The following is a 25,852-nucleotide window of genomic DNA, read 5'->3' as shown; positions in this document are numbered from 1 at the left end:
ACCTCCGAGGTGTGAAAGTCGACGGTGAGGGCGGCTAGTTCAGTGGATAGAACGTTTGGTTCCGAACCAAAAGGTCGGGGGTTCGAATCCCTCGCCGCCCGCTAGTTCTGCCGGACTCACCGCGACGAGCGGAGCGAGGAGCCGAGTCCGGCGAATCGTGATTGCGAGAGGGATTCGAAGGAGACGAGTCGCAGCGCGACCGAAGGGAGTGACCGTCTCGGCGTGGGTCAAGTTCCTCGCAGTCTGCCCGGTTCCGGTGCCAAACGTGGTCCCAATTCGAACTGCACGGGATGGAGCTGTCGCCGAGCTGTCCGCCGTTCTCCCGCGATTAACTCCACCGAGAACCCTACGCGTGTTCGTCGATCCACCGACACTAGACCTCGAAGTCGTCGGCTCCACACTGGTCTGCGATGGACCGGAGCGTCCCGATTTTTATCTCGTCGTGCATCGGGACGTCGACGTTGCGAATCTCACCCGTGTCCGGGTTCTCGTACCGAAGGCGAACGTGACTCCCACGCCGCGATTTCGGCACGTAGCCGAAGCTTCGGAGGACGGAGATGATTTCCCGACCGGAAAAGGTGTACCTGACCATCTACCGCATGAACTCGGGCAGTTCCTCGTCGTCGCCAGCGTCCGGGTCGAACCCCATCTCCCGGATATCGTCGTCAGTCACTGGTTCGCCCTCGCCCGCTTCGAGTGCGAGGATTTCGGCCAACTGTGCGAGCGCCTCGGCCCGCGAGTCGCCGCCGCGTGCGAGGCCGGTTTCGAGGTCCCGCGCGGTGATACTCCCGTCGTCCTCTCGGATGAACTCGACACCACCGTCCGGGTCATCTCCGTTGCGCGTCGCGCTCGCCATGTTCGAAAACGAGTCGTCGGGGCCGCATAAGCGTTCGGCCGCCGAGGAACCCCGCGAATGGGGGTTCAGAGGTCGGAACGTCGGGAACATGCACGGATGATACGCCGAACGCGATCCATGTATCTCGACGAGCAGCGCCCCGCCGAATCGTGCATAGAATCGCAAGGTCAATCCGCCCCGATCTAACCGCCACCTTGGTCCCTCGCGCCATCCCTCAAGCCAAACCGGGTCGCCGCCACTCCCGACGGACGGGAACGCATCCGGTGTATCCAACGGCACCGAGACCGGGGCAAGTTTACCACACCACAGAAACCCCCATCGGTGACCGCCCGAGTATCAACGACGCGCAAACTGAGACACACATTTATGCCGCCACACGGGCCCATACTCGAAAATGGCCTGGCGGTTCTCCCCGTACCTCCTGCCGACGTTCGCGGCCGGGGTCGTCACGCTGGCGCTCGCCGTGTACGCCTGGCGACGACGCGAGAACCGCGCCGCCGTCCCCTTCGCCGTCTTCCTGATGGGCCTCTCGGTCTGGTCGTTCGGCTACGGGATCGAACTGGGCTACACGGCGCTCGAACCGATGCTGTTCTGGGACCGCGTGGCGTGGATCGGCTCGGTGGTCGCCCCGACCGCCTGGCTGCTGCTGGCCGTCGAGTACGCCGGCTACGAGGAGTGGCTCACCCGGCGGCGCGTCGGCCTGCTGGCCGTCGAACCGGCGGTCGTCCTGCTGCTGGTGTGGACGAACGGATCCCACGGGCTCATCTGGCAGAGCGCGTCGCTGGACGCGACCGGGCCGATCACGACGCCGGAACTCGTCTTCGGGCCCGCCTACTGGGCGAACGTCGCCTACTCGTACCTCCTGTTTCTCGTCGGGACCGCCCTGTTCGTCGGCGTGATCGTCCGCGCGAGCCGGCTGTACCGCCGGCAGAGCGTCCTCATCCTCCTGGGCGCGACCGTGGCCATCGGGGTGAACACCCTGTTTCACGTCGTCCCGGGGCTGAACCCCATCACGAACCTCGACCTGACGCCGTTCGCGTTCGCGGTTTCGGGCGTCTGCTTCGCGCTCGCGCTGTTCCGCTTCCGGATGCTCGGGCTCTCGCCGGTCGCCCGCGAGACGCTCATCGAGGACATGACCGACGGCATCCTCGTCCTCGACGCCGCCGACCGGATCGTCGACGCCAACCCGGCGGCCCGGCGCGCGCTCGGCGAGGACGTCGAGGGGCGACCAGTCGCCGACACCGTGATCGGCCGGTCCGACGACATCGACCGCGACGTCGTGTCCCTCGATGGCGACGGCCGGTCGACGACCTACGAGGTGTCCGAGACGCCGCTCACGGACTTCCGGGACGAGCTGGTGGGCCGCCTCGTCCTGTTGCGTGACGTCACCACGCTCCAGATCCTCCGGGATCACGAACAGCGGCTCTCGGTCGTGAACCGGGTGCTCCGGCACAACATCCGCAACGAACTCACGGTCGTGGCCGGCCACAGCGAGCTACTGCTTGGCGAACTCGACGGCGACCGGCGCGAACACGTCGAGACGATCGACAGGGCCGCCGACCGCATCCTCCAGATCAGCGAGAAGGCCCGCCACGTCCAGCGGACCATCGGCTCCGAGCGGACCGGGGACGAGGTCGTGAACGTCGCGGCGATCGTGAGGGAGACGGCGGACAGCCTCGGGGAAACCCACCCTGAGGCGTCGGTTCACGTCGACGCGCCGGACGCCGCGTGGGCGACCGCCGTCGGGTACGACCAGCTCTCGGTGGCGGTAGAGAGCGTCGGGGAGAACGCGATCACGCACAACCCCGCGGCCGACGCGTCGGTCCGGCTGACCGTCGAGCCGCGCGCGGAGACGGTTCGGATCACCGTCGCCGACGACGGCCCGGGCATCCCGGCCGCCGAGGTCGCCGTGATCGAGCGCGAGCGGGAGACGTCCCTGGAACACGGCAGCGGGCTGGGGCTGTGGCTCGTCCAGTGGGTCGTCGAGGCGTCGGACGGCGAGCTCTCGGTGGACACCGACGGTGGGGACGGGAGCGTCATCGCCATCGACCTGCCGCGGGCGGACCCGCCGGACGGCGACCGGGATCGGTGAGACGCCCGCTCGCCGACGTCGGCGGCGGGGCGGTCTGGCGCGGGAACGAACGCCGCTGAGTCGTCCATGGCGGGGCGGCACGGACGGCGAAATCAGACGGACGGCGGCACCACGCGTCCCGCGAATCGGACGGGGGAACACGCTTATGCGACCACCGCTCACAGCCGAACGTATGAGCCAGCGGTCCCCCACTGCCGAGGAGGCGATGCACCTCACGCTGGAGGCCCCGTTCGAGGACGTCGTCCCGTTCGTCCAGCTGGAACACGAGCTCGCGGACTTCGAGACGGTGAAAGTGACCCGACTCGACGAGATGATCGCCGGCATGCTCGGCGAGGACGTCGAGCGCACGGCGCTGCTCGTCGTCTGTCACCCGGAGATCGCCCGCGACGCGCTCGCCATCGACCCGTCGCTCGGCGGCATGCTACCCTGTACGACCGTCGTCTACGAGCGGGCCGACGACGACCTGGTCCACGTCCACCACTTCTCGGCCACCAAGGCGATTCGGGACCTGGGCTGTGCGCCCGGGGACTGTGACGCCGAGGTCGAGGCGCTCATCGAGTTGACCGGCGAGCGCATGCGGGCGGTCTGGACGAACATCGAGACGCACGCCGACTCGGTCGCCTGAGCCGGCGGGCGTTCGGGCACGCGATTACGTCGGCCCGCCGACAGGAGCACCGCGAGCGGCGGCGCTCCGGGGAGGTGAACGGTGCGCGCGAAGGAAGTCGGAACGTGTTCGGGAAGCGGTGCGAGGGTCGGCCGCGGGTGGATGGGTGTTGGCCTGAGCCGCGCTTACATCGCGCCGCCCATGCCGCCCATGCCGCCCATGCCGCCGCCCATGCCACCGCCGCCCGGGGGCATCTCGTCGTCGCCGCCGTCGTCGGTGCCGCCGCCCTTGAGGTCGCCGGCCGCGATGACGTCGTCGATGCGGAGGAGCATGACGGCCGCCTCGGTCGCGGACTCGATGGCCTGCGTCTTCACGCGGAGCGGCTCGACGACGCCGTCCTCCTCCATGGCGACAACGTCGCCGGTGTAGGCGTCGAGGCCGGCGTCGAACTGCCCGCCGTCGTGCTTGGCGCGCAGGTCCACGAGCGAGTCGATCGGGTCGAGACCGGCGTTCTCGGCGAGCGTGCGCGGGATGACCTCCAGCGCGTCGGCGAACGCCTCGACGGCGAGCTGCTCGCGGCCGCCGACGGAGTCGGCGAAGTCACGGAGTTCGAGCGCGAGCTCGGTCTCCGGGGCGCCGCCGCCCGGCAGCACCTTGCCCTCCTGGAGCGTCGTGCGGACGACGCCGAGCGAGTCCTCGATGGCGCGCTCGACCTCGTCGACGACGTGCTCGGTCCCGCCGCGGAGGACGAGCGTGACGGACTTGGCGTCCTCGACGTCCTCGACGAAGATGCGCTCGTCGCCGCCGATGTCCTTCTGGCCGACCGAGCCGGCGAAGCCGAGGTCGTCCGCCTCGACGTCGTCGAGGTTGGCGACCACGCGGGCACCCGTCGAGCGGGCGAGCCGCTTCAGGTCCGAGTCCTTCGCGCGGCGGACCGCCAGGATGCCCTCCTGGGCGAGGTAGTGCTGGGCCATGTCGTCGATGCCGTCGCCGACGAACACGACGTCGGCGCCGACGTCGACGAGCTGGTCGACCATCTCGCGGAGCTGCTTCTCCTCCTGATCGAGGAACTGCTGGAGCTGGTCGGGGTCGGTGACGTTGACCTCGGCGTCGATCTCGGTCTCCTGCACCTCGAGGGCGCCGTCGTACAGCGCGACGTTGGCGTCCTCGACCATGTAGGGCATGTTGTCGTCGACGCGCTCCTTGTCGACGATGACGCCCTCGATGAGCTCCGAGTTACCGATGGAGCCGCCGACGACCGTCTCGACGGAGACGTTGTCGGTGTCCACGGCGCCGTCGTCGTCGCGGACGGCGAGCACGGCGTCGACGACGAGCTTCGCGAGCGTGTCGCGGGCGGATTCGGCACCCTTGCCCGTCATCGCCGTCGAGGCGATCTGTTCGAGCGTCTCGCGGTCCTCGGCGGAGACGTCGATGGCCTTCTCGGCGAGGAGTTCGCTGGCCTTCGCGGAGGCCTGTCGGTACCCCTGCGCGATGGTCGTCGCGTGGACGTCCGAGTCGATGAGCTCCTCGGCCTGGTCGAGGAGTTCGCCCGCGATGACGACGGCGGTCGTGGTGCCGTCGCCGACCTCGTCCTCCTGGGTCTCGCTGACCTCGACGATCATGTTGGCCGCGGGGTGGTCGATGTCCATCTCCTTCAGGATGGTCACGCCGTCGTTCGTGACGACGACGCCGCCCGAGGAGTCCACGAGCATCTTGTCCATCCCTTTCGGGCCGAGCGTCGTGCGGACCGATTCGGCGACGGCCTTGCCGGCCGTGATGTTCATCGACTGCGCGTCCTTTCCGGACGTGCGCTGGCTGTCCTCCGAGAGTACGATCATGGGCTGGTTGCCCATGCGCTGCCGCTGAGACATGACGAGCGTTGATTGTTCTCAGTTCTATATAAAAGCATCGGCCTGGGGCTGACAACCCCACTCACACACCACGATTCCGACGTATGGCACCGAATAACACGCGAGTATTTATATATCGGTCCGAACGGGTCCGATGAGCCGTTTCCGGCGCGGTGGCGCGCGTGACGCTCGCCCCTCGCGGGGCTCGCGCGCGAGAGGTGAGATGTACAGCGAGCTCGCGAGCCCCGCGAGGGCCGCAAGCGGCTGTTCACGTGAGCGGAGCGAGAGCGAGTTCCGAAACGTTCGCTCCGAGGGACGGGAGGCTGTGGCCCGTACTCACCGCCAGCAGCAGTGGTCCATTCGTCGGCCCTCCCGTCCGAGCCACGGACCGGGACGCTGCCCGAACCACGAACCGACCGAGATCCCACCCGACGAACTGACCGGCCAGTAAACGGCGTTGTAGGGACCGAAACCCTTACCCTCCGAACTCGGGAACTCACGGGCAATGCGGAAGAGCGGCCCGCCGCGTGGCCTCATCTCGTATCTCGTGCTCGAACTGCTGGAGGAGAAACCGCGGTACGGGTACGAGATACTGAAGGAGATCACGGAGATCAGCGGCGGGCACTGGGAGCCCTCCTACGGCTCGGTCTACCCCATCCTCTACAAGTTCGAGGACGAGGGGTGGGCGGAACGCATCGAGCGCGAGGACGAACCCGACCGGAAGTACTTCGAACTGACCGACGCCGGCCACGAGCACCTCGCCGAGAAGCGCGCCGAGACGGGCGGGAAAGCCCGCGACTTCGCGGACGTCATCCTCGGCTTCTATCACGTCTACGTCGCGTTCGCCACCGACGAGCGCTTCGAGACCGACGCCCCCGCCGACGAGTGGTGCTTCGACGACACCTTCTCCGCCTGGATCGTCGAGCAGATGGTCAGACACCACGAGCGCGACTTCGGCGAGTTCGAGCGCATCCCCGACACGCCCGCGGAGTTCTACGGGACACACGGCGGCTCCCCCGCATCCGAACGGAACGAGGCGGACGAAGATGGCGGGGAGGACGACGACGACAACGTGGAAGCCGAAGGACGGGCCAGCGACGACTGAAACCGACGAACCGCTACCCTCCCGGGATTCTCCGACCGTTTACCCCGCGATGAACTGCGGCCCGAACACGATGACCAGCAGCGCCGCGAGCATCGTCAGCCCGACCGACGTGGTGAGCGTGCTGACCAGCCGCGGGCGGTCCGAGACGGGGAGCCGCGAGACGATCCCCTCCGCGACCATCCGGAGGATGCGCCCGCCGTCGAGCGGGTAGCCCGGTATGCAGTTGAAGATGCCCAGCTGAACGTTGATCCAGGCCGTCCAGAACAGCACGTTCGCGGCGAGGAACACCGGCGTCTCGCCGAACGTCGCCAGCGGGCCGCTCACCTGGTAGAAGTTGGTGAACACGCCGTAGAAGCCGGCGAAGTTGTACGGGAGGTAGCCGATGGCCCCCGCGAGCGGCAGCACGAGCATTAGGTACGCCAGCCCGAGGAACGAGTCCGCGAGCCCGCCCAGTCCGGGCGGTGCCTCGCCCTGGCCGCCGCCGAGCAGCGAGAGGTACGAGTCGGCCGGGTACGACCGGACGCCGAAGTCGTCGACGACGAGCCCGGAGACGCCCGCCGGCGCGTACACGCCGATCCTGGGGTCGGCTGCGGTGCCGGCGAGGGTGATCTCGTGTTCCTCGAACGAGCCGTCGACGTACGCCCGCATCGTCACCGTGTCGCCGGGCTCGTGGCCCGCGAGCGCCCCGTCGAGGGCGGCGAGGTCGACGACCCGCTCGCCGGCCACCTCGGTGACGACGAACGAGCCGTTCAGCCCGGTCGCGTTGTCGATCGGCCCGTCAGCGGCGACCGTGGAGACGTAGATGCCGAGCGGGATCGTCCGCTCGCCGGCGCTCGTCGAGAGGCGCGCGTACTCGTGTTCGGCCGCCACCTCGCGGAACTCGCCGTACGTGTCGACCGCCGTGCCGTTGACGGCCGTGACGTTCACCGGCGGCTCGTCGGGGCCGATCGAGAAGTTGGCCGGGTTCCCGTCGGTCGCCCCGACGACGACGACGCGCCGGTCGACCCGCACCGTCTCCTCGCCGTTCACCTCGACCTGGACCGACTGGTTCGGCGCGGCCGCGAGCGCGGCCCGGAGATCAGACTCGTTCGAGACGGGCGTCCCGCCGACCGCGGTGACGCGGTCGCCGCCCTCGATGCCGGCCGTCGCCGCTGGCGCGCCCTGATACGCGCCGCCGACCGCGACGCCCGGGGCGGCCGAGATGGCCCCGACCACCGGCCCGAACAGCAGCACGAGCGCGAGAATCGTGACGACGAAGTTGTTGGTGACGCCGGCGGCGAACATCCGCGAGCGGGCGCCGCGATCCGCCTCGCGCTGGCTCTCCTCGTCGGGTTCGACGAACGCGCCGACGGGGATGAACGCGAGCAGGACGACGCCCATCGACTCGATGTCGATGTCCTCGACGCGACAGAGCAGGCCGTGGCCGCCCTCGTGGACCACCAGCGCGATGAGCAGGCCGAGCACGATCTCGGGGGCGACCGCGAGCGGCAGGAAGTCGTTGACCCCGGGGATGACGAGGAAGTTCTGGGGCTCGTTCGCCTGCGTGGAGACCGGGTTCTGGAACGTCAGCACCGCCGACTGGACGAGCAGGTAGAACATCCCGAACATCACGACCAGCGCGACGCCGACGCCGACGTTGCTCCAGGCGCGCCAGAACCGTTTCGCGGACGCGAGCCAGTTCAGGAACGCCCGGCCGCGGCCGGTGTGTATCGTCGTGAGCGGGCCCTGCACCCGCACGGAGTCGGGGAGGTAGCCCCGGGACTTGAGGGCCGTGAGGACCGCGGTGTAAGCGATCACGCCCGCGAGGACCCACAGGAGCGTGTTCATTACCGGGGAGGAATCCCCGCTCGGGCAAAGGCATTCGGGTACGCCGTCACAGTCCGACCCGGATCCGGCGTCGGACCAGACCCGGCAACTGTGGGCCGCGCCGCGGGTCGAACTCCGAACGTTCATGCCGGCGGGGGCGGCATCATCGGCCATGTTCGACGGTTCCCGCTACGAGATCCAGCAGAAGATCGCCATCGGCAACGCGTACGTCGTCTCCGAGGAGGGTCGGGAGATCCTCGCGTCCAAGCAGAAGAAGCTGAAGCTGAAGGAGGACTTCCGCTTTACCGACGCCGACGGCGGCGAGGAACTGTTCCGAGTGAAAGCTGACAGCGTGCTCGACACGTCGGCCGCCTACGACATCGAGGACTCGCGGACGGGCGAGCGCGTCGGGTCGGTCAAGCGGAGCCTGAAGTCGCTGCTGAAACACGAGTACCAGTTGCTCGGTCCCGACGGCGACGTCGTGGCGACGGTGAAGGAGGACAACTGGCTGCGCGCGTTCGTCCGCCGGATGGTGACGACGCTGCTGCCGTTCGCCTACGTCGTGGAGGCCGATGACGGGAGCGAGGTCGGGCGGATCGAGGGCGCGTTCTCGTTCCGGGACCGCTACACGGTGTCGGTGTCGGGCGATATCGATCCGCGGCTGGTGGTCATCGCTGCGGTGGTGATCGACGCCATCGAGGAGAACTAGTCCGATTTGAACGGGTAGCGGAATCGCGGTGGTTCGAAGGCGAGTGCGTCGCTAGTCTACTGGACGAACAACTGGATCACTACTGCTGGCGGTGATTACGGCCTCGCCCTCCCCAGCCGTTGCGCTTCTCGCTCGCAAGCTCGCTGCGATGCTCACCCCTCGCGCGCACCCGGCGGGCACGGAGGCCCGCCGGCACGCGCCGACCGCATCTGATGGACGAGCACCGCGGCGGGCGCGAGCGGAGCGAGCGACTGAGGACCGCAGCGAGGCCCGGGAGCCGAGAGCCGCGGGGGCTTTCGCGGTCATCACCAGCGAACCCCTGAGACCCGAAACACCACCCGAGTCATCCCCAGCCGACACCGCACTTTCCAAAAGAATCGAAGGAAAACAGGCAAACCCCCCGCGTGCCAACCCCCGAGCATGACCGAAGCCCCGCGGACCGACGAAGGGTGGTACGTGCTCCACGACTTCCGGCAGGTGGACTGGGACGGCTGGCGTGACGCCCCCGAGCGCGACCGTCGACAGGCGATCGCCGAGGGGACCGACTACCTGCAGCGCCACGAGGACGTCGCCGACGCCGAGGAAGGTGCCTCGGCGGTGTTCTCCGTCCTCGGGCACAAGGCCGACCTGCTCGTCGTCCACTTCCGGCCGACGATGGACGCGCTCTCGACGGCCGAACGCCGGTTCGAATCCACCGCGCTCGCGTCGTTCACGAGCCAGCCGACCTCCTACGTCTCCGTCACCGAGGTGTCCGGATACGTCTCGGACGACTACTTCGAGGGCGACGAGGACGAGATCGACGAGGGGCTCCGCCGCTACATCGAGGGGAAACTGAAGCCGGACATCCCCCAGGGCGAGTACGTCTCCTTCTACCCGATGAGCAAGCGCCGGGGCGAACGGGACAACTGGTACGACCTGAGCTTCGACGAGCGCGCCGAGTTGATGTCGGGCCACGGCGACGTGGGCCGGGAGTACGCCGGGAAGATCAAGCAGGTCATCGCCTCCTCCGTGGGGTTCGACGACCACGAGTGGGGCGTCACCCTGTTCGCGTCGGACCCGACCGACATCAAGGACATCGTCTACGAGATGCGCTTCGACGAGGCGTCCTCGCGCTACGGCGAGTTCGGGCAGTTCTACGTCGGTCGCCGGTTCCCGCCGAGCGATCTCGGCGCGTACCTCGCCGGCGACCCGGTGCCGACGAGCGACCACGGCGAGTCCGGGGGCCCGCACGGCGAGGGGCACCACGGCGGCCACCCGCACGCTGCCGGCGAGGCAGGTGCCACCAGCGGCCGCCCGCACGGCCAGTCCGCGCACGGGGACCACCCTCACGGCGACGGCCACAGCGGCGACGGCGACCATCCGCACGCGGAGGGCGGCCACCACGGACGCGACGGCGGCGAGAGCGACGAGCGCGACGGCGACGGGGCGGAGGCGGACGACGAGGCGTCGATCCGCGCCGAACTGGGGGACCTCGACATCTACGCCGGCAAACCCCACGGCGAGGACGTGTTCGCCACCGTGCTCTACTCCGAGGCCGACCCGGACGAACTGTTCGAGGAGGTCGAGGGGCTGCGCGGCAACTTCGACCACTACGGCACCCACGTGAAGACGGCCGTCTACTCGGGCACCGAGACCGACCGCGAGGCGGTGGTCTCCATCTGGGAGACGGCCAGCGCGGCCGAGACGGCGGCGGGCTTCCTCTCGGAGCTCCCCGGCATCGTCGCGCGCGCCGGCGAGGAGTCCGGGTTCGGCACCATGGGGATGTTCTACACCGTCAAGCCCGAACACACCGACGACTTCGTCGGGAAGTTCGGGACGGTCGGCGACCTGCTCGCCGACATGGAGGGCCACCACGAGACGGACCTGATGGTGAACCGCGAGGACGAGAACGACATGTTCATCGCCAGCCAGTGGGCCTCGAAGGAGGACGCGATGGCGTTCTTCCGCTCGGACGCGTTCCGGGACACCGTCTCGTGGGGCCGGGACGTCCTGGCCGACCGGCCGCGGCACGTGTTCCTGGCCTGACCGGCGGGTTCACGAGCGTCCGGGCGACCCACGCGTGTTCGGGCGATCCACGCGCGTTCGGGAACCACTCGCACGGAAGGTGCGGGATTTATCAGGACCCCTCCGATACCCCAGCAGTAATGAATCCCCGCGACCCCCAGGGGGGAACCGAGCGCGTGCGGGCGCTCTACGCGGCGACGCGGGATCTGCTGACGGCCGCCGACCGCGAGTCGCTCTGTGCCGTGGCCGTCGAGACGGCCGAGGACATCCTCGGGCTCCCGTTCGTCGGCGTCTACCTCCTCGAATCGAGCGGGCACCTCGAACCGATCGCGACGAGCGAGGCGATCCGCGAGCGCTACGACGAGGTCCCCGTGTACCGGCGTGGCGACGCGGTCTGGTCCGTCTTCGAGGGGAGCGAGCCGGTCACGTTCGACCGGGTCCGCGATTCGGTGATCGAGGCCGGGGTCGTGGTCCCCATCGGCTCCCACGGCGTCCTCGTCGCGGGCGCGGCCGACCAGCGGGACGCAGACGAGACGAACGTCGAACTCGTCCACCTGCTCGCCGAGAACATGGGGGTCGCGCTCGACCGGCTCGACCGCGAACGCCGCCTCGACCGGCTCCACAAGGCGGCCCGAGAGCTGATGACCGCCCGGGACACCGCCGCAGTCGCCGCCTCCGCGACGAACGCGGCCCACGAGATCCTCGGGCTCCGCGTCAACTCGATCCACCTGCTCTCCTCGGACGGGACCCGGCTCGTCCCGGTGAGCGTCACCGAGGAGGCGAGAGCGATGTTCGGCGACATCCCCGATCTGGAGGACGGCAGCGTGGGCTGGGAGGCGTTCGAGTCCGGCGAAGCCGTCCTCCACGGCGACGTGCGCGAATCCGAGCGCGTCCAGAACCCCGACACGAAGGTCCGGAGCGAGGTCGTCCTCCCGCTCGGCGAGCACGGCGTGTTCATGGCCGGCTCCGACGAGACGAACGCCTTCGATGAGTCGGATCTGGGTCTCGCACGGGTGTTCGCCGACAACGTCGAGGCGGCGCTCGACCGGGCCGAGCGGGAGGTGATGCTCCGCCACCGCGAGCGGGAACTGGCCCGACAGAACGACCGGCTGGAGGAGTTCGCCTCGGTCGTGAGCCACGACCTCCGGAACCCGCTCAACGTCGCACAGGGCCGGCTCGAACTCGCGGCCGACGAGGGGGACAGCGAGCACCACGCCCGCATCGCGGAGGCACACGGCAGGATGGAGGCGCTCATCGAGGACCTGCTCTCGCTGGCGCGGACCGGCCGGGACCTCGGCGATATCGAGCCGGTCGCGCTCGCGCCCCTCGCCCGAGAGGTGTGGGGGACCGTCCCCGGCGGCGACCTCTCGGTGAGCCCGGAACTCGGGAGCGTGAGCGCCGACCCCTCACGGCTTCGGGAGCTGTTCGAGAACCTGTTCCGGAACGCGACCGAGCACGCCGGCGAGGACGTCGCCGTCACGGTCGATACCCTCCCGGCAGCCGAGGGGTTCTTCGTCGCCGACGACGGGGTGGGAATCCCGCCGGGGGACCGCGAGGAGGTGTTCGAGCGCGGCTTCACCACCGCGGAGGACGGGACGGGCTTCGGGCTGTCGATCGTCCGGGAGATCGCACACGCCCACGGCTGGGACGTGGCGCTCGTCGAGAGCGACGGGGGCGGGGCCCGCTTCGAGGTCAGGACGAACGCGGAGTGACCCCGGGGAGCCGATACGGGGAGAGAATCGCGGTCAGCGCGTGAGAACGTACGCGAGGGCGCCGAAGACTCCGGTCGCGAGCGTCACCAGCCCCCAGCGGCCGGCGTCACGATCGGTTCCACGCGCGTCCAGCGCGACGGCGGCTGCGAGTCCCGCGTGTACGACGAGCGTCGCCGCCGCGATTCGCCCGCGGCTTCCCCGCCGTCCGGGGGCGCGCCCCGACGGTCGCGCGCCGCCTCCCATCAGTTCTCGGCGGAGTTCGCGGGGATGACGCCCGCGTCCCGGAGGTCCTCGCCGCCGACGGAGGTGCGGAACTCCTCGGCGTCCATGCCGTCGCTCCGGTCGATGCCGAAGTTCCGGGCGGACAGGTCGGCGACGCGTTCGAACTCCTCCTCGGAGAGCGGGGGCGTCTCGGAGGCGGCGGCCCACTCGTCGATGTCCTCCCGGGAGCGGAACGTCGGCGTCACCGCGGCGACCTCGTCGTGGGCGAGCAGCCACTGGATGGCCGCCTGGCTCATCGTCCGCGCGCCGTCGCGTTCGAGGAACCTAATCTCATCCAGCTTCTCCCAGCCGGTCTCGAACCAGTCGTCGGGTCGGTAGGCGCGGTGGTCGCCCTCGCCGAGTTCGGTGTCGGGCGTGACCTGCTCGTTCAGCAGGCCCGAGGAGTGCGGGACGCGGGCGACGATGCTCGTGTCGGCGTTCTCCTCGCGGATGCTCTCGACGAAGTGGTTGCCGGGCGTCTGCTCGAACAGGTTGTAGACGGTCTGGATCGCGTCGAAGTCTAGTTCCGCGGCGCGGTCGCCCTCGGCCAGCCAGCCGATTGAGGGGCCGAGCGCCCAGCCGAGCGCGTCGACGACCCCCTCCCCGCGGAGGTCGTACAGCGTCTCCAGCAGCTCGTCGGTCACCTCGTCGACGTTCGCGTTGTGGAGGAACAGCACGTCGACGTACTCCATGTCGAGCCGGTCGAGCGAGTTCTCGACGGCCTCACGGACGTACTCGGGGGTCAGCTCCTTCGGGAGTTCGCCGTGGCCCGCCTGCGGGTTGTCGTAGAAGTCGTAGCCGACCTTCGTGCCGACCGTGACCTCGTCGCGGTGCTCCGAGAGCGCCTCGCCGACGAGTTCCTCCGAGCGGCCGTGGCCGTACACGTCGCCGGTGTCGAAGAACGTGACGTCGTTCTCCAGCGCGTACTCGACCATCTCGACGGCGTCCGCGTCGCTCCGGTCGCCCCACCAGTCGGTCCCCACGACCCACGCGCCGAAGGCGACCTCGCTCACCTCGACGCCGGAGTCGCCCAGTTCGCGGTAGTGCATGCGCGGGTGTGGGGCATCCGGGGACTTAGCCGGACCGGTCCTCGAACGTGGGCAACTGTGTGGGTCGAACGCAGGTCGAAGGGATATCGTGGCAGTGGACACGGAATCCCTCGCCGTTCTCGGCTCCTGATGTGTCACGTCCGGCGTGGGCCGGTGGATAGTGACGACCGCCTCGAAAGCCCCCGGCTGGCTACGCTCCCGCGGACCGCGCTGTGCTCCTCGGCTCGCTACGCTCGCCTGCGGTGCTTGCTACGGAAGACGGTCCTCCTCGCGACGTTCGTCGGCTGCGACTTCCGAGGTTCGCCTCGCTTTGCTCGCCTCACCGGGTCCGGGGTTCGCGTACCCAGCCGGCCCCTTTCAGTCCCACCCACCGCGACCGCCCCGCGCCTCACCCTCCCCAGCCTCCTGCGCTCCTCGTCTCACTCGCTTCGCTCGTTCGCCTGCGGTGCTCGTCCCTCGCGCGCGTCTGCTCGCCCACTTCGGGGCTCGCCGTCACGCGCGCCGACCGCCTCCGGAATCCCGATCCGAAATCCCAACCACGTCAGCCGTCATCAGTGAAAAGAGGAAAGTCGGTGGGGGCGAGGGTCGAGGGTATGCCCTCCGACGCGCTCGCCGCCCGGCTGAACGTCATCGTCGCGCTCCTCGCGGGAATCCTCGGCGTCCTGCTGTTCGAGGTCCTCTCCACCGAGGGGGCCGTCGGCCTCCTCGCGGCGGTCGCCGTCGGGTCGATGCTCGCCTATCTGGCCGTCGTCACCGCGAACGATCACGGCTGAGGGCCCGGCACGGGCAGGCGTCGTCGCCGACGAGGACGGCGAACTCGCCCGACCGCACGAACCGAGCGGACCGCCGTACCGCCCGATGGCGCTCCGGCGACCGGCACGCACATCCGAACCCCTTTGGCTCCCGACTGCCAAGTCCGGGACATGACCAAGCGTCACGTCTCGCTCCCGGCGGAGGCGGAGGAGGGACTCCGGGCCTTCATCGAGCAGGTGGACGAACGGCTCTCCGGCGACGAGGAGACCTGCGAGGTCGTCCGCGACACCCTCGTGGACCTGTTCGGGGACCGTGACGCCTACGAGGCGTGGCAGGCCGGCGGCGACGTGACGCCCGCCGAACGGGTCCGCCTGCAGGGGTATGACCCGTGCAACGCGACCCTGGAATCGGAGTACTACGCCGAGAAGGACGAGGAGACGTTCGAGCGCTCGAAACACCTCCAGTGGCTCTGGCGGCAGTTCGACGCGACGCCGATGGCCGACAACATCGAGTTCGCGCTCCGATTCCGCGAGATGCTCGCGGGTCACCTGTTCGCCGAGGCCGGCGAGAACCTCAGGCTGTTCAAGGGGATCACGTTCACCTACGGCCACAACATCGAGATCGGCGACAACACCGTGATCCACGACGACGTTCACCTGGACGACCGCGGCAGGCTGACCATCGGCGAGAAGGTCTCCATCTCCGATCACGCCCACGTGTTCAGCCACGACCACGACATCGTCGACCAGACGGCCATCGAGAACTTCCACACGATCATCGGTGACAACGCCCGGATCACGTACGACTCGATGATCCGCGCGGGGGTGAAGGTCGGCGCGAACAGCGTCGTCGGCGCGAAGTCGGTCGTGCAGGGCGACGTGCCGGCCCACCACGTCGCCGTCGGCAGCCCGGCCCGGAGCGTGAAGGTGAAACCCGGCTGGGAGTCGGTCGCGGACCCGATCGCCGACAAACTGGAGAACAACGCCGCCGAGCGCCGGATCGACTCGGACCTCCCCGAGGACCTCGACGTCTTCGACGAGTTCGACCGCGACCTCACGCCGCCGGACGTCGAGGCCCCCGAAACCGACGACTGACCGGGGGAAGCGCAGTCGTGCCACGAGCCGTCGCCATCAACGTCGCCGCGAACACGAACCTGCCCGGGAGCCGCGGCCCGGTGTTCCCCGACGGCTCGTTCGTCTACGTCCCGATCCCGGAGCGGGAGCCGACCGCGGAGCCGGTGGCGACGTACCGTGACCTCGGGCTCGCCGACCACGTTCCGGCGGAGGCCCGCGAACTCCCGGTCCATCTCGATCCGGAGTTCGCGGGCAGCCTCGGCCGGGAGTCGTACACCTACGGCGACCCGCACGGCGTGAAGGCCGGCCCGCTCTCTCGGCTGGAGCCGGGCGACTTCCTCCTGTTTTACGCGACGCTCTCGCGCGTCGAAAACGGTTCTGGGGGCGCGAACGGTGAAGTCAGCGCGAGTGGGGAGGTCGAGGCGACGGGGACCGGTCGGGACTGGCTCCCGCCGGAGTGGGGCGCGTTCCTCGTCGGCGAGTTCGAGGTCGCGGCGGCGGTGACCGGCGACGAGTACCGGGCGGCCGCTCCCGACGCCGGGCTCCGGGAGCGCTTCGCCTCGAACGCCCACGCCCGCCGCGACCCGTTCGACGCCGCGGCGCTCGTCGGGGGCACCGATCGCTCGCGGCTCTACGAGCGGGCGGTCCCGCTGTCGACCCCCGAGGCCGGTGCCGACGCGAACCGGCTGGTCACCGAGCTGTCGAACGACTCGGGGAAGGGACCGTGGTGGCGGCGCGTCCTGCGGTACGACGAGGCGGCGACGCGGTCGCTGCGCGAGCACGTCGAAACCGACCCGGCAGAGTGGCCCGTCTGACGAGAACGCGGGATGGCTGGGAACCGTCGCGGGTCCGCACGCACGTCGCGTGTGAACCAGTTCCACCCGAAACGCAGCGCACGCGCGTCAGACGCCCGCACGACGCCGTCACAGCCCTTATCTCCGCGCCTCCGGAAGTCTCTCCATGAACACGACGCGACGGGGGGTCCTCGCAGCCGCAGGTGGCGTCGGAGCGGCCGGGCTCGCGGGCTGTCTCGGCGAGGGGGCGGCGAACCAGGCGGAGGTCGGCGGCGACGGGAGCGACTCCAGGCTCGCCTACCTCCGCGTTGCGAACGAGGACGCGGTCGATCACACCGTCCACGTGCTCGTCCAGCGGAACGGCGAGCCGGTCCACTGGTCCGATCACGAACTCGACGATGGCGACCGGGAGATGACGAGCGAGACGGTCGAGCAGTCCTGGACCGGCTCCGCCGACGAGATCACGGTGTACCTCCGGCTGGACGACGAGGACGAGTGGGAGTCGTTCGACATCGCCGACGGCGGGGGCGACTGCTTCGGCGCGATGGCGAAGGTGGACGCCGAGGGGGAGTTCGGCGTCTGGTTCCAGCAGAACCCGCCGGCCTGCGAGACGACGCCGACCGCGACGCCCGAGGAGCGCTAGTCGTCGCCGGTCGAGGGGTCGTACTCGCCGGCGGCGTCCGCCGGCGAGGACCCTGCCGATCCGGATGTTCCGCGGTCCTCCGACGCGACGAGCGCGTTGATGCCGGCCCGGGCGAGCGCCCCGAACGCGCCGCCCGCGAGGAACACGCCGACGACGCGGACGATACCGCTGGACGTGGCCAGCGTGGCGACGCCGACGGCCAGCAGCCCCGCGACGAGCGCGAGCAGTTCCGTCACCGGCGAGGTCGAAGAGCGCCGGCGACGCTCGACCGCGACGCCGGTGACGACGCCGCCGACCACGAGGACGCCGCCGATTCGATTGCCGAAGCCGGCCGCGCCGAGCGCGAGCACGGCAGCGAGCGTCGCGGCCGCGCCGTTAGCTCCGGCGAGCAGCACTGCCTCGCCGTTCGCGGACCACCCGTTGTGGAGCGCCAGCCGGCGGAACACCGACGGGAGCGCGTAGCGTGCGAGGCCGAAGACGACGAGGAAGACGGCCGCCGCCACGACGAGCGGGACGACGACGCCGAGGACGGAGTACACGATGTCGAACTGGAGCGGGACCATGCTCCGGTGGGCGTCCGGGGGCGGGTTAACTCCCCGGGTTCGGGGCCGAACGGACGCGTATCAGTCAGTCCGTCGACGGGGAGGTTCGCCGACGCCGGATCGAGTTCGGGCGGTGGCGTCGGGGACGTCGGTCGGGTGTGTGGACGTGGAGGCGGCGTCGGCGGTGCCACGACGGAGACGAAGCCGTGGCCGTTTCGGCGAGGTCGGAGGATGCGCCGGCCGGGAATTGAACCCGGGCTATTAGCTTGGGAAGCTAATGTCCTACCACTGGACCACCGGCGCGTTCGGTGCGGTTCGGAGTACCCCATCCCGACACTTCAACTAATCGGTAGCCTCGAACGGGGCCCGCCGTGTGGGAATGGGGTGGTCGTCGTCTCGAAATCCTCCCGCAACATCCGACGTAGCCGGTTGGTACGGTGTGTTGGCGCAGTTCTCGAAAGCCCCCGTGGCTCTCGGCTCCCGCGAGACGCTCTGTGCTCCTCGCTCCCTGCGGTCGCGCTGTCGTTCGAAAATCGAAGATTTTCGTGATGCCATCGGATTCCGGCGGAATCCGACTGCTGACGGGAAACCAACGGTTTCCCGTACTGACGAGAGAGCTCCGCTCTCTCGAACCACGGTGCTTGAGGCCTCAGGGTTCGCCGACGGACGGGAGAGCACGCTCTCCCGAATTCACGGGCGCAAGCGCCCGTGAACGCCGCGGCCCCTTTCAATCCCACCCGACCGCCCCGCACCGCCACCGGGCCTCACCCTCCCCAGCCGATTCGCTCGGCGCTCCCTTCGGTCGCTCCCCTCACTCATCCCTCGCGCGACGGGTGGCCGCCCACGAGGGGCGGCCGCCGCGCGCCAGTTGGCTGGCCGGTACCTCGACGCGGCGTCGTTAGCCCGGCCCGCCGAATCAGAACCCGGTTTTCGCGATTCCGGCCACCACCACCCAGCGTGAACCACGTAAACTGAACGCGCGTCCAGCGGATTTGGCCGACGGGTGGCTATTAGTCCGTCGCCGCGAAAGGAACCGCCGATGAGCGACACCGTCCTCCTCGACGAATCGAACACCCCTCTCGACCTCCGGCTCTCGGGGGACGAACTGGCGGCGACCCGCGAGCACCTCGCCGAGTTCATCGGCGACCAGGTCGAGTCCGCGGGACTGGACGGCGCCGTCCTCGGGCTCTCGGGCGGCATCGACTCGACCACGGTCGCGTACCTCGCGGTCGAGGCGCTCGGCGCCGACGCGGTCCACGGGCTGGTGATGCCCGGCGAGGTGAACACCGAGGGGAACATGAGCGACGCCGAACGCGTCGCGGCGGACCTGGGCATCGAGTTCGACGTGATCGAGATCGAACCCATCGCGGAGGCGTTCTACGACGCGGTCCCCGAGGCGACCGACGACCGGATGGCCGCGAGCAACGTCCGCGTGCGCGTCCGGGCCGTGCTCAACTACTTCCTCGCCAACGCGGAGAACCGGCTGGTGCTCGGCACCGGCAACCGGAGCGAGGCGCTCGCGGGCTACTTCACGAAGTACGGCGACGGCGCGGTCGACTGCCACCCCATCGGGAACCTCTACAAGCAGCAGGTGCGCCAGCTCGCCGACGACCTCGGCGTCCCCCGCGACCTGGTGATGAAGACGCCCTCCGCCGAGATGTGGGAGGGCCAGACCGACGAGGAGGAGCTCGGGCTCACCTACGACACGCTCGACGCCATCCTCGCGCTCCACGTCGACGGCCCGCTCTCGACGAGCGCGACCGTCGAGCACCTCGGCGTCCCCGAGTCCGCGGTCGAGCGCGTCGACGAGCTCTACGAGTCGTCGAGACACAAGCGGGCGACGCCGCCCGCGCCCAAGGAGCTGCGCCTGTAATCGGCCGGAACCCCCGTCGGGCCGACGAAAATCCTGCTATCGAACCGGGTTCTCCGGCCCGCGTCCGAGATACTCCGCACAGAACGCCCGCACCGTCTCGGCGTCGTACTCGTCCATCCCGAGCATGTGCCGCCAGGCCGTGAGCGTGAACCCCGTCTCCGGGTCGTCGTAGTAGTACGGGACCGCGACGAAGCTCTGCCAGGTGCTGGTGTGGTTGTTCGCCCAGGCCTGCAGGCTGTTCCGGCTCTCGTCGGTCAGCGCGTCGGGACCGTAGTAGACGACGACCGCGCCGTGTTCGAGCGTGTGGACGACGTTCCCGAGCGGCTGGGTGTCCTCGTAGAACCCGGCCGACAGCGTCCCGTTGTAGTGGGGACCCGACGTCGGGGGGCGCGTGTCGTACTCGATCTCGGTCCCGGTCCGAACGTGGTCGACGCCCTCGCTCGGGAACGTCTCGACGTTCGAGATCACCTCGTCGTCGCCGCCCTCCGGGAGCGACTCGGCCTCGATGCCACCGCCGCCGCCGAGCCCGAGACAGCCCGACAGCGGGAGGATCGTCGCGCCGGCGACGACGCCGAGGACCGCCCGGCGCGTCGACGGGCGGCGCGTCGACGGGCGGGACCCCGGGGCGGCGGCGTCTCCGGCGTGCGGCCGGCGTCCGGAATCGGAGCGATCTGCCATGTCGGGACGTAGGACCCTCCGAGGTTCAATCCTTCCGGTCGCGGGCGATTTCGGGGCCGTGGGCCGCGTGGAGCCGGGCGAACGCCTCGCGCTCGGCGGCTTCCCGCTCGGCGACGGGAGCGCCGTCCCGGAGTCTGCGTTTCACCACGGCGAGGGCGTCCGGCTCGTTCCCGGCGAGTTCGGCGGCGACGGTCGCCGGATCCGGGACGACGCGGGAGACGAGTCCGATCCTGCGGGCCTCCTCGGCGTCGATGGTCCGACCCGAGAGCGCGAACTCCATGGCGTCGCCCTCCCGGAGCACTCGAGGGAGCCGAACGGTGCCGCCCCACGCGCCGAACAGGCCGAAGCGGACGCCCGACTCCGCGAACGTCGCCCGGGGCGTCGCGATCCGGACGTCGCAGGCGAGCGCGAGTTCCACGCCGCCGCCGCGTGCCGGCCCGTCGATCCCGGCGACGACGACCGCGTCCGCGTCTTCGATGCCGGCCGCGACGCGCTGGCCGTGTGCGGCGAAGGCGGCCGGGTCCGAGAGGTCGGCGACGACGTCGAGGTCCGCGCCGGCACAGAACGCGTCGCCCGCGCCCCGGAGGAGGACGACCGGTTCGGTCGCCTCGACGACCGCCGCTTCCAGGGCGTCCAGGTCTGCCGGGCGGAGCGCGTTCCGGGCGGCCGGGCGGTCGACGGTGACGACGCGGTAGTCGCCGCCGTCGGCCCGTTCCGAGCGGATCATGGGGCCCGGTAGCGGGCCGTTTCCAAAGGCCTTTGCCCATGCCGGCGGAAGGTTCGGCTGATGGACGACGCCGTGCGGGTCCGCGCGGCCGCCGACGGGGCGCTCGCGGACATCGAGCCGGACCGGCTCCGTGAGATCCTCACGGGCCGGGTCGCCGACGCCGAGATGACGCCGGGGGTGCTGACGCTCGTGAGCGCCCGCGCGCTCGACCCGGCGGCGGCCGGCGACGCCGTCGCGGAACGCGCCGCGGGGGTCCAGCTCATCTACGAGGGCCTCCGGCTCACCCGCCGGCTGGCCCACGAGGAGCCGTGGGCCGACCGCGACCTCGACGACGCCGGCGACGTCGACGCCGACATGGACGTGCTCGCGGCGGACGTGTTCGTCGCCCGCGGCTTCTACCTCCTCGCCCGGACCGAGGCCGCCGAGAAGGCCGTGGAGACGGTCCGGGCGTTCGGCCGCGACCAGACGCTCCGGCGAGACGTGGCCGACGCCGAGGAGCGTCTGGCGCTCGACCGGAACCTCGAGGCGGACGTGTTCGAACTCGCGGTCGTCGCCGGCACGGACACCGTCGGCGCGGCCGCACCCGCGGAACTGCTCGCGTACGCCGCCGAGCTCGCCGGCGACGACGACGAGCGGATGCCCGGCGAGGGCGCGCTACCCGACTCGGCGGGCGACCGCATCGCCGCGCTCGCGGACGAGCCCGTGGCGTCGTCGGCGGATCCGTGATCGCGTGCGGCGTCAATCCGTGACACGGCGCGGCGACCCCAATCGAAACGCCTAAAGACGACTCGGGGCTATCACAACTCGCGCCTGGGTAGCTTAGCGGTAAAGCGCGTCCTTGGTAAGGACGAGAGCGCGGGTTCAAATCCCGCCTCAGGCTCTTCTCCACTCTTCAACCTATTCGGGAAACCCAGCTGCAGCTCTATCTGTATTGTACATCTGACTGACGCAGTGAGAGCTCTGGACGAGGTTATTCCCTCCGGACCCTTATCACTGATCACGAGGAAGAAAACACCGTGTCGGACGCTGAGTACCACCGCCGGACATCGATTACGCGTCTCACCGTTTCCCCGGAAGACGAGACGCTCCTTCGAGACACAGTCTCGGCGTGGAAACGCGGTTGCCAGGTCGCTGTCGACCGCGCATGGAGGCAGTGTCGTTCTCCGTTCGAGGTCCAGAAACTCGCCTACGACGACGTCCGCGAGCGGGCATCGTTAGGGAGCCAACACGCCGTCCTCGCATGTCATCAGGCAGCTGAGAACATCCAGTCGTGTATCTCACGGCACCAGATGGGGCGGAAAGCGTCCAGACCAACGTACACAAGCCCGACAGTCACCTACGATACCCGGACGATGACGCTCTTCCCCGAACGCGAGCAGGTATCGCTCACGACCCTCGGGGACCACTCACGAGTGCAGGCCGACCTTGAACTCCCGGAGGGGGAGGAGGGACATCAAAACCAGTACATCGACTCCGAGAAGTGGGAGACGACGGAGTCGTCCCTCCACTATCGTGACGGTGGATGGTTCCTCCATCTCGGATTTCGTAAACTTAAGGCCGAGACTGCGGAGACGACTGAGAACGGAACGGTTCTCGGCGTCGACTTGGGTATCGAAAGCCTCGCTGTCACCAGTACCGCCTACTTCTTCAGTGGGCGAGAGTTAAACCACAACCTTCGAGAGTTCGAGAAGGTACGCGCTGGCCTGCAGCAGACTGGAACGCGAAGCTCTCACCGGACGCTTGAACAGTCGAGTGGTCGGGAATTACGATACGTCCGAGACGTACTTCACCGCGCGTCGAACGCCATTATCACAGAAGCCCTACGTTACGAGTGCGACGTGATTGTGTTCGAGAACTTGACCCACATCCGCGACCGCACAGGCGCGTCGTGGGGACACAAGTGGGCGTTCCGAACGCTCTACGAGCAAGTGGAGTACAAAGCCGAAGCAGTCGGTGTCTCGGTGGAGCAGGTGGGTTCCGCGTACACGTCGAAGCGGTGCGCCGAGTGTGGGTTCACAGCGGATGAGAATCGCCCGACTCGAAACGACTTCCAGTGTGTGAAGTGCGAGTCGGAGGCGAACGCCGACTACAACGCGGCGAAGAACATCGGAATGCGGTACGTCCGTCGGGGCCAACAGTCGTCTCGGCGGACGGGCAACAGTCAGCTTGCCCTGAAGTCTGGAACGGTGACGCTGAGCGGCGGGTTTACCGCCCACCCTGACGGGTTTGAGGCTGAGTTCACGGACAAGCCAAATCCCAAATGTGCGAACCCGTCAGGGTGAGCGTCGTTGGGGAGGCATCTGATATCCCGGCCTAGGCTTACACCTGCGGTGCGTACCGTAACTGGCAGATAGAGCCCTTCTTGCTCACATCGGTTACCGATTTTTGGAGACAAGGACACCCGTTTTACGACGTGTCTTACCCCGGCGAACGCTCATTGGGCACTTGGTTTGTTCTGGTTCTTCGCCGGAGCTTGGCGCCCACGGTGCAGAATGGAATCTCAATTACTGACAACGGGCTGGAAACGAAACAGTGGGTCAGATTATTGAACACCAAAATGCCAGACTGGAACCGATTATGAAAATCTCAACCCTCCGCTTCAGGTCTGTAGTGCCATCATAATCGGCCCAAATCTCCGGTAGATACCTATCACTGTGCGCAAAAACCGAAGTAGACTGGCCGTCGGCTAACCCCCAAATTGGCCGAATACTGAACCAAGAAGCCCCATCGATGCCGGAGACGCCGCCGCAGAAGCCGTCGTCGAGGCCAAACCCAGGCCCGAAATTCTTCATAATCGGTTCCCGTCTGGCGCTTAGCCGAAATTGGAGCGAGTCGTTGGAAACCCTTATCTCTCCAAATTCGACGGTTCTGAACCTCCTCGTCTCATCATCTGGATCAGATTGCTCAGCCCCGAGCGAACTCACCCTGAACGGGAATGGAGAATTCCACAGGTGCGCTCCTTCCGGGGCCCGAATCCGATAATGAAACGCTTGAGCCTTCCGGTAGTCAGCACGTCAGCCCATATTGGGCTGATATCTGAGTTAGACTCCTGCTCAAACCACCTTCCTCTCCACTCGGGAACAGGCAATCTATCGGCCTCGACTCCCAAATCTGGGAGCACACCTCTTCTCACTCAGGACGTCGCTCATCTTCCACTACACCGGATAGATCGCCGCAATCCGAGTGTCTCGATCTGAAACTGCTGTGGATGCGGCGACCTGGAGGGTTGCAGGGATCCAGAGACAGGGCAGCACGAATCCTGGGCTCGTGACCTCCGTGTCTGGCCTTCTTCCCGGTCTTCCAGAGGACGAGCAGCGAGACGTGCTGATTCCTGGCGCACTCGTACTTGCCGAAGAGGGCCAACACGGCGGCTGCGTCGGCCCTCGTGAGGAGGTCGTCGCATATTTCGTCGTCCTCGTTGGCCTGGGGGGTATCCGAACCTAATCGCACATCCCTCGCGGGACAGCCGTGATGTGCTCGCAGAACTCGATGAACTGCTTGATAGTCATTATATCCTGCCGCGCCGTGATGACCTTGACCTTGGACAGCCGGAACTCCTTGTACCGTTGGATGAGTTCGCTGTCGAGGTCGTTCAGGTTCGTGAGTTGCTGGTCGTCCAGCCAGTCGCAGAAGTGGCGCAGGCACGTCCGGTAGTTCTTGAGTGTTTTCCGAGTGACGCCCGGCTTCTTGTCGTTGAGAAATCGGTTCTTGGCTTCGTGCGGCGGCGTCGGTTTCAGGCTCATAGGCTGTCTGGGTACAGCCTGCGTAAACGGGTCGTCCGGGTACACAGGGCGTGAAACGCCCAGCGGACGAGAGTCCCGGCGTTCTTTCCCGGCCTAGGCTTCAATCCCACGAGGGTACGTCTGAATCGCGCTCGGCGATCGCGTCGCGGATGTTGTTGACCGTGCTTCAACCCCACAAGGGTTCGTCTGAATCAACGCGACGACGACGTCGACACGGGCGTCCCGCCGGAGCTTCAACCCCACAAGGGTTCGTCTGAATCTCGGTGTCGGTGGTCTGGTCGAGTTCCATGTTCTCGCTTCAACCCCACAAGGGTTCGTCTGAATCAGATACTCCCACGCTCGCGGCTGGTCCTCGGTGACGCGCTTCAACCCCACAAGGGTTCGTCTGAATCCACACGAGAGCGTCGTCGCTGGCGTGATTGTTGGTGCTTCAACCCCACAAGGGTTCGTCTGAATCGGCTCTTTCAACACGTTCGCGTGGAACTTTGTCGAGCTTCAACCCCACAAGGGTTCGTCTGAATCACCTACGATCCGGCAGCCGACGAGTTCGCTTCAGACGCTTCAACCCCACAAGGGTTCGTCTGAATCCGCGGTAAGGTGCTCCAACGTCTCACTCCCGGAGTTGCTTCAACCCCACAAGGGTTCGTCTGAATCAGCGGGCGGCGGCGGAGTCGAACTCCGGGCCGTAACGGCTTCAACCCCACAAGGGTTCGTCTGAATCGACGGCCTCGACTGGGACGGCGACGACCTCGCGGATGCTTCAACCCCACAAGGGTTCGTCTGAATCCATCGTCCAAGGTCCTCACCGACAGATTCCACACGTGGCTTCAACCCCACAAGGGTTCGTCTGAATCGGACGGCCTCGACTGGGACGGCGACGGCCTCGCGGATGCTTCAACCCCACAAGGGTTCGTCTGAATCTAATCGGCGCGCACGTCCCCCGGCCACTCGTCCGCTGCTTCAACCCCACAAGGGTTC

The 25,852-nt window shown here is 68.2% G+C and carries 24 protein-coding genes, 3 tRNA genes and 1 CRISPR repeat array (1 of these 28 running past the window's edge); of the genes, 15 read left to right on the top strand and 12 right to left on the bottom strand.

What is annotated here, in order from left to right:
- Nucleotides 1–28 precede the first annotated feature (28 nt).
- Nucleotides 29–101: transfer RNA gene (locus RJT50_RS02485), tRNA-Arg, on the top strand.
- A 272-nt stretch (nt 102–373) separates the two neighbouring features.
- Here RJT50_RS02485 and RJT50_RS02480 read toward each other — a convergent pair.
- Together RJT50_RS02480 and RJT50_RS02475 are read right to left on the bottom strand one after the other, a co-directional pair.
- A complete protein-coding gene (locus RJT50_RS02480) occupies nt 374–592 on the bottom strand; it encodes a type II toxin-antitoxin system HicA family toxin (protein ID WP_313693784.1) in 219 nt (72 codons plus the stop codon).
- Entirely contained in the window at nt 593–856 is a 264-nt protein-coding gene (locus RJT50_RS02475) for a type II toxin-antitoxin system HicB family antitoxin (RefSeq protein ID WP_313693781.1), read from the bottom strand. It lies immediately after the preceding gene.
- A 394-nt stretch (nt 857–1,250) separates the two neighbouring features.
- On the opposite strand from RJT50_RS02475, the gene RJT50_RS02470 reads away from it, so the two are divergent.
- Both RJT50_RS02470 and RJT50_RS02465 read left to right on the top strand, forming a co-directional pair.
- Nucleotides 1,251–2,948, top strand: a complete 1,698-nt coding sequence (locus RJT50_RS02470; protein WP_313693778.1) for a histidine kinase N-terminal 7TM domain-containing protein — start codon at nt 1,251–1,253, stop codon at nt 2,946–2,948.
- Nucleotides 2,949–3,120: 172 nt separating this feature from the next.
- A complete protein-coding gene (locus tag RJT50_RS02465) occupies nt 3,121–3,573 on the top strand; it encodes a DUF302 domain-containing protein (protein WP_313693775.1) in 453 nt (150 codons plus the stop codon).
- A 164-nt stretch (nt 3,574–3,737) separates the two neighbouring features.
- Here the strand turns inward: RJT50_RS02465 and thsA are convergent, their stop codons facing one another.
- Nucleotides 3,738–5,390 (bottom strand): thermosome subunit alpha, encoded by a 1,653-nt coding sequence (gene thsA, locus RJT50_RS02460; protein ID WP_313695900.1) that lies wholly within the window; start codon nt 5,388–5,390, stop codon nt 3,738–3,740.
- Between the two features lie 517 nt (nt 5,391–5,907).
- Here thsA and RJT50_RS02455 point away from each other — a divergent pair.
- Nucleotides 5,908–6,507 (top strand): PadR family transcriptional regulator, encoded by a 600-nt coding sequence (locus RJT50_RS02455; protein WP_313693772.1) that lies wholly within the window; start codon nt 5,908–5,910, stop codon nt 6,505–6,507.
- Nucleotides 6,508–6,546: 39 nt separating this feature from the next.
- On the opposite strand, the gene RJT50_RS02450 is transcribed toward RJT50_RS02455, so the two are convergent.
- Nucleotides 6,547–8,334 (bottom strand): site-2 protease family protein, encoded by a 1,788-nt coding sequence (locus RJT50_RS02450; protein WP_313693770.1) that lies wholly within the window; start codon nt 8,332–8,334, stop codon nt 6,547–6,549.
- A gap of 151 nt (nt 8,335–8,485) precedes the next feature.
- Here RJT50_RS02450 and RJT50_RS02445 point away from each other — a divergent pair, with 151 nt between their 5' ends.
- The 3 genes from RJT50_RS02445 (at nt 8,486) to RJT50_RS02435 (ending at nt 12,738) form a co-directional block, all read left to right on the top strand.
- Nucleotides 8,486–9,022: an LURP-one-related/scramblase family protein gene (locus tag RJT50_RS02445; RefSeq protein WP_313693767.1), complete on the top strand. Its 537-nt coding sequence runs from the start codon at nt 8,486–8,488 to the stop codon at nt 9,020–9,022.
- 420 nt (nt 9,023–9,442) lie between these two features.
- Nucleotides 9,443–11,047 (top strand): heme-binding protein, encoded by a 1,605-nt coding sequence (locus tag RJT50_RS02440; protein ID WP_313693764.1) that lies wholly within the window; start codon nt 9,443–9,445, stop codon nt 11,045–11,047.
- 119 nt (nt 11,048–11,166) lie between these two features.
- On the top strand, nt 11,167–12,738 hold the full coding sequence (locus RJT50_RS02435) for a sensor histidine kinase (protein ID WP_313693762.1): 1,572 nt from the start codon (nt 11,167–11,169) through the stop codon (nt 12,736–12,738).
- Between the two features lie 33 nt (nt 12,739–12,771).
- Here RJT50_RS02435 and RJT50_RS02430 read toward each other — a convergent pair whose 3' ends face one another.
- Nucleotides 12,772–12,981: a hypothetical protein gene (locus tag RJT50_RS02430; protein WP_313693759.1), complete on the bottom strand. Its 210-nt coding sequence runs from the start codon at nt 12,979–12,981 to the stop codon at nt 12,772–12,774.
- Complete coding sequence (locus RJT50_RS02425; protein ID WP_313693756.1) at nt 12,981–14,048, bottom strand: aldo/keto reductase; 1,068 nt, start codon at nt 14,046–14,048, stop codon at nt 12,981–12,983. Before RJT50_RS02425 ends, RJT50_RS02430 begins: the two co-directional genes overlap by 1 nt.
- 593 nt (nt 14,049–14,641) lie before the next feature.
- Between RJT50_RS02425 and RJT50_RS02420 the strand changes: the two genes are divergently transcribed.
- From RJT50_RS02420 to RJT50_RS02405, 4 genes are all read left to right on the top strand, one after another.
- Nucleotides 14,642–14,821: a hypothetical protein gene (locus RJT50_RS02420; protein ID WP_313693753.1), complete on the top strand. Its 180-nt coding sequence runs from the start codon at nt 14,642–14,644 to the stop codon at nt 14,819–14,821.
- A gap of 150 nt (nt 14,822–14,971) precedes the next feature.
- Nucleotides 14,972–15,895 (top strand): acyltransferase, encoded by a 924-nt coding sequence (locus tag RJT50_RS02415; protein ID WP_313693751.1) that lies wholly within the window; start codon nt 14,972–14,974, stop codon nt 15,893–15,895.
- A gap of 17 nt (nt 15,896–15,912) precedes the next feature.
- Nucleotides 15,913–16,689 (top strand): Nmad3 family putative nucleotide modification protein, encoded by a 777-nt coding sequence (locus tag RJT50_RS02410; protein ID WP_313693749.1) that lies wholly within the window; start codon nt 15,913–15,915, stop codon nt 16,687–16,689.
- Nucleotides 16,690–16,834: 145 nt separating this feature from the next.
- Nucleotides 16,835–17,311: a hypothetical protein gene (locus RJT50_RS02405; RefSeq protein ID WP_313693746.1), complete on the top strand. Its 477-nt coding sequence runs from the start codon at nt 16,835–16,837 to the stop codon at nt 17,309–17,311.
- Here RJT50_RS02405 and RJT50_RS02400 read toward each other — a convergent pair.
- Together RJT50_RS02400 and RJT50_RS02395 are read right to left on the bottom strand one after the other, a co-directional pair.
- Nucleotides 17,308–17,874, bottom strand: a complete 567-nt coding sequence (locus RJT50_RS02400; protein ID WP_313693744.1) for a hypothetical protein — start codon at nt 17,872–17,874, stop codon at nt 17,308–17,310. The genes RJT50_RS02405 and RJT50_RS02400 overlap by 4 nt on opposite strands.
- Nucleotides 17,875–18,085: 211 nt before the next feature.
- Nucleotides 18,086–18,156, bottom strand: a tRNA-Gly gene (locus RJT50_RS02395).
- Between the two features lie 736 nt (nt 18,157–18,892).
- Between RJT50_RS02395 and RJT50_RS02390 the strand changes: the two genes are divergently transcribed.
- Nucleotides 18,893–19,726, top strand: coding sequence for an NAD+ synthase (locus RJT50_RS02390; RefSeq protein WP_313693742.1), 834 nt, complete (start codon nt 18,893–18,895; stop codon nt 19,724–19,726).
- Nucleotides 19,727–19,762: 36 nt separating this feature from the next.
- On the opposite strand, the gene RJT50_RS02385 is transcribed toward RJT50_RS02390, so the two are convergent.
- Together RJT50_RS02385 and RJT50_RS02380 are read right to left on the bottom strand one after the other, a co-directional pair.
- Entirely contained in the window at nt 19,763–20,404 is a 642-nt protein-coding gene (locus tag RJT50_RS02385; RefSeq protein WP_313693739.1) for a thioredoxin-like domain-containing protein, read from the bottom strand.
- A 25-nt stretch (nt 20,405–20,429) separates the two neighbouring features.
- Nucleotides 20,430–21,131: an enoyl-CoA hydratase/isomerase family protein gene (locus RJT50_RS02380; protein WP_313693737.1), complete on the bottom strand. Its 702-nt coding sequence runs from the start codon at nt 21,129–21,131 to the stop codon at nt 20,430–20,432.
- Nucleotides 21,132–21,191: 60 nt separating this feature from the next.
- On the opposite strand from RJT50_RS02380, the gene RJT50_RS02375 reads away from it, so the two are divergent.
- From RJT50_RS02375 to RJT50_RS02365, 3 genes are all read left to right on the top strand, one after another.
- A complete protein-coding gene (locus tag RJT50_RS02375; RefSeq protein ID WP_313693736.1) occupies nt 21,192–21,857 on the top strand; it encodes a DUF7114 family protein in 666 nt (221 codons plus the stop codon).
- Between the two features lie 82 nt (nt 21,858–21,939).
- Nucleotides 21,940–22,011, top strand: a tRNA-Thr gene (locus RJT50_RS02370).
- A gap of 136 nt (nt 22,012–22,147) precedes the next feature.
- On the top strand, nt 22,148–23,413 hold the full coding sequence (locus tag RJT50_RS02365; RefSeq protein WP_313693735.1) for an RNA-guided endonuclease InsQ/TnpB family protein: 1,266 nt from the start codon (nt 22,148–22,150) through the stop codon (nt 23,411–23,413).
- A 255-nt stretch (nt 23,414–23,668) separates the two neighbouring features.
- Here the strand turns inward: RJT50_RS02365 and RJT50_RS02360 are convergent, their stop codons facing one another.
- Together RJT50_RS02360 and RJT50_RS02355 are read right to left on the bottom strand one after the other, a co-directional pair.
- Entirely contained in the window at nt 23,669–24,055 is a 387-nt protein-coding gene (locus RJT50_RS02360) for a hypothetical protein (RefSeq protein ID WP_313693734.1), read from the bottom strand.
- 516 nt (nt 24,056–24,571) lie between these two features.
- Nucleotides 24,572–24,874: a site-specific integrase gene (locus RJT50_RS02355; RefSeq protein ID WP_313693732.1), complete on the bottom strand. Its 303-nt coding sequence runs from the start codon at nt 24,872–24,874 to the stop codon at nt 24,572–24,574.
- A 97-nt stretch (nt 24,875–24,971) separates the two neighbouring features.
- A CRISPR array of direct repeats spans nt 24,972–25,852; the repeat unit is 30 nt; unit sequence GCTTCAACCCCACAAGGGTTCGTCTGAATC; it runs 5,301 nt beyond the window's last position.

The organism is Halobaculum sp. XH14 (assembly GCF_032116555.1).
GTDB lineage: Archaea > Halobacteriota > Halobacteria > Halobacteriales > Haloferacaceae > Halorarum > Halorarum halobium.
The sequence above is the reverse complement of the archived record's forward strand: the minus strand, read 5'-3'. Positions and strand labels throughout refer to the sequence as shown.

Bases quoted from the DNA above. Each gene is read 5' to 3' on its own strand.
- RJT50_RS02480 (WP_313693784.1), bottom strand. From the start codon at position 592: ATGGTCAGGTACACCTTTTCCGGTCGGGAAATCATCTCCGTCCTCCGA.
- RJT50_RS02475 (WP_313693781.1), bottom strand. From the start codon at position 856: ATGGCGAGCGCGACGCGCAACGGAGATGACCCGGACGGTGGTGTCGAG.
- RJT50_RS02470 (WP_313693778.1), top strand. From the start codon at position 1,251: ATGGCCTGGCGGTTCTCCCCGTACCTCCTGCCGACGTTCGCGGCCGGG.
- RJT50_RS02465 (WP_313693775.1), top strand. From the start codon at position 3,121: ATGAGCCAGCGGTCCCCCACTGCCGAGGAGGCGATGCACCTCACGCTG.
- thsA (WP_313695900.1), bottom strand. From the start codon at position 5,390: ATGATCGTACTCTCGGAGGACAGCCAGCGCACGTCCGGAAAGGACGCG.
- RJT50_RS02455 (WP_313693772.1), top strand. From the start codon at position 5,908: ATGCGGAAGAGCGGCCCGCCGCGTGGCCTCATCTCGTATCTCGTGCTC.
- RJT50_RS02450 (WP_313693770.1), bottom strand. From the start codon at position 8,334: ATGAACACGCTCCTGTGGGTCCTCGCGGGCGTGATCGCTTACACCGCG.
- RJT50_RS02445 (WP_313693767.1), top strand. From the start codon at position 8,486: ATGTTCGACGGTTCCCGCTACGAGATCCAGCAGAAGATCGCCATCGGC.
- RJT50_RS02440 (WP_313693764.1), top strand. From the start codon at position 9,443: ATGACCGAAGCCCCGCGGACCGACGAAGGGTGGTACGTGCTCCACGAC.
- RJT50_RS02435 (WP_313693762.1), top strand. From the start codon at position 11,167: ATGAATCCCCGCGACCCCCAGGGGGGAACCGAGCGCGTGCGGGCGCTC.
- RJT50_RS02430 (WP_313693759.1), bottom strand. From the start codon at position 12,981: ATGGGAGGCGGCGCGCGACCGTCGGGGCGCGCCCCCGGACGGCGGGGA.
- RJT50_RS02425 (WP_313693756.1), bottom strand. From the start codon at position 14,048: ATGCACTACCGCGAACTGGGCGACTCCGGCGTCGAGGTGAGCGAGGTC.
- RJT50_RS02420 (WP_313693753.1), top strand. From the start codon at position 14,642: ATGCCCTCCGACGCGCTCGCCGCCCGGCTGAACGTCATCGTCGCGCTC.
- RJT50_RS02415 (WP_313693751.1), top strand. From the start codon at position 14,972: ATGACCAAGCGTCACGTCTCGCTCCCGGCGGAGGCGGAGGAGGGACTC.
- RJT50_RS02405 (WP_313693746.1), top strand. From the start codon at position 16,835: ATGAACACGACGCGACGGGGGGTCCTCGCAGCCGCAGGTGGCGTCGGA.
- RJT50_RS02400 (WP_313693744.1), bottom strand. From the start codon at position 17,874: ATGGTCCCGCTCCAGTTCGACATCGTGTACTCCGTCCTCGGCGTCGTC.
- RJT50_RS02390 (WP_313693742.1), top strand. From the start codon at position 18,893: ATGAGCGACACCGTCCTCCTCGACGAATCGAACACCCCTCTCGACCTC.
- RJT50_RS02385 (WP_313693739.1), bottom strand. From the start codon at position 20,404: ATGGCAGATCGCTCCGATTCCGGACGCCGGCCGCACGCCGGAGACGCC.
- RJT50_RS02380 (WP_313693737.1), bottom strand. From the start codon at position 21,131: ATGATCCGCTCGGAACGGGCCGACGGCGGCGACTACCGCGTCGTCACC.
- RJT50_RS02375 (WP_313693736.1), top strand. From the start codon at position 21,192: ATGGACGACGCCGTGCGGGTCCGCGCGGCCGCCGACGGGGCGCTCGCG.
- RJT50_RS02355 (WP_313693732.1), bottom strand. From the start codon at position 24,874: ATGAGCCTGAAACCGACGCCGCCGCACGAAGCCAAGAACCGATTTCTC.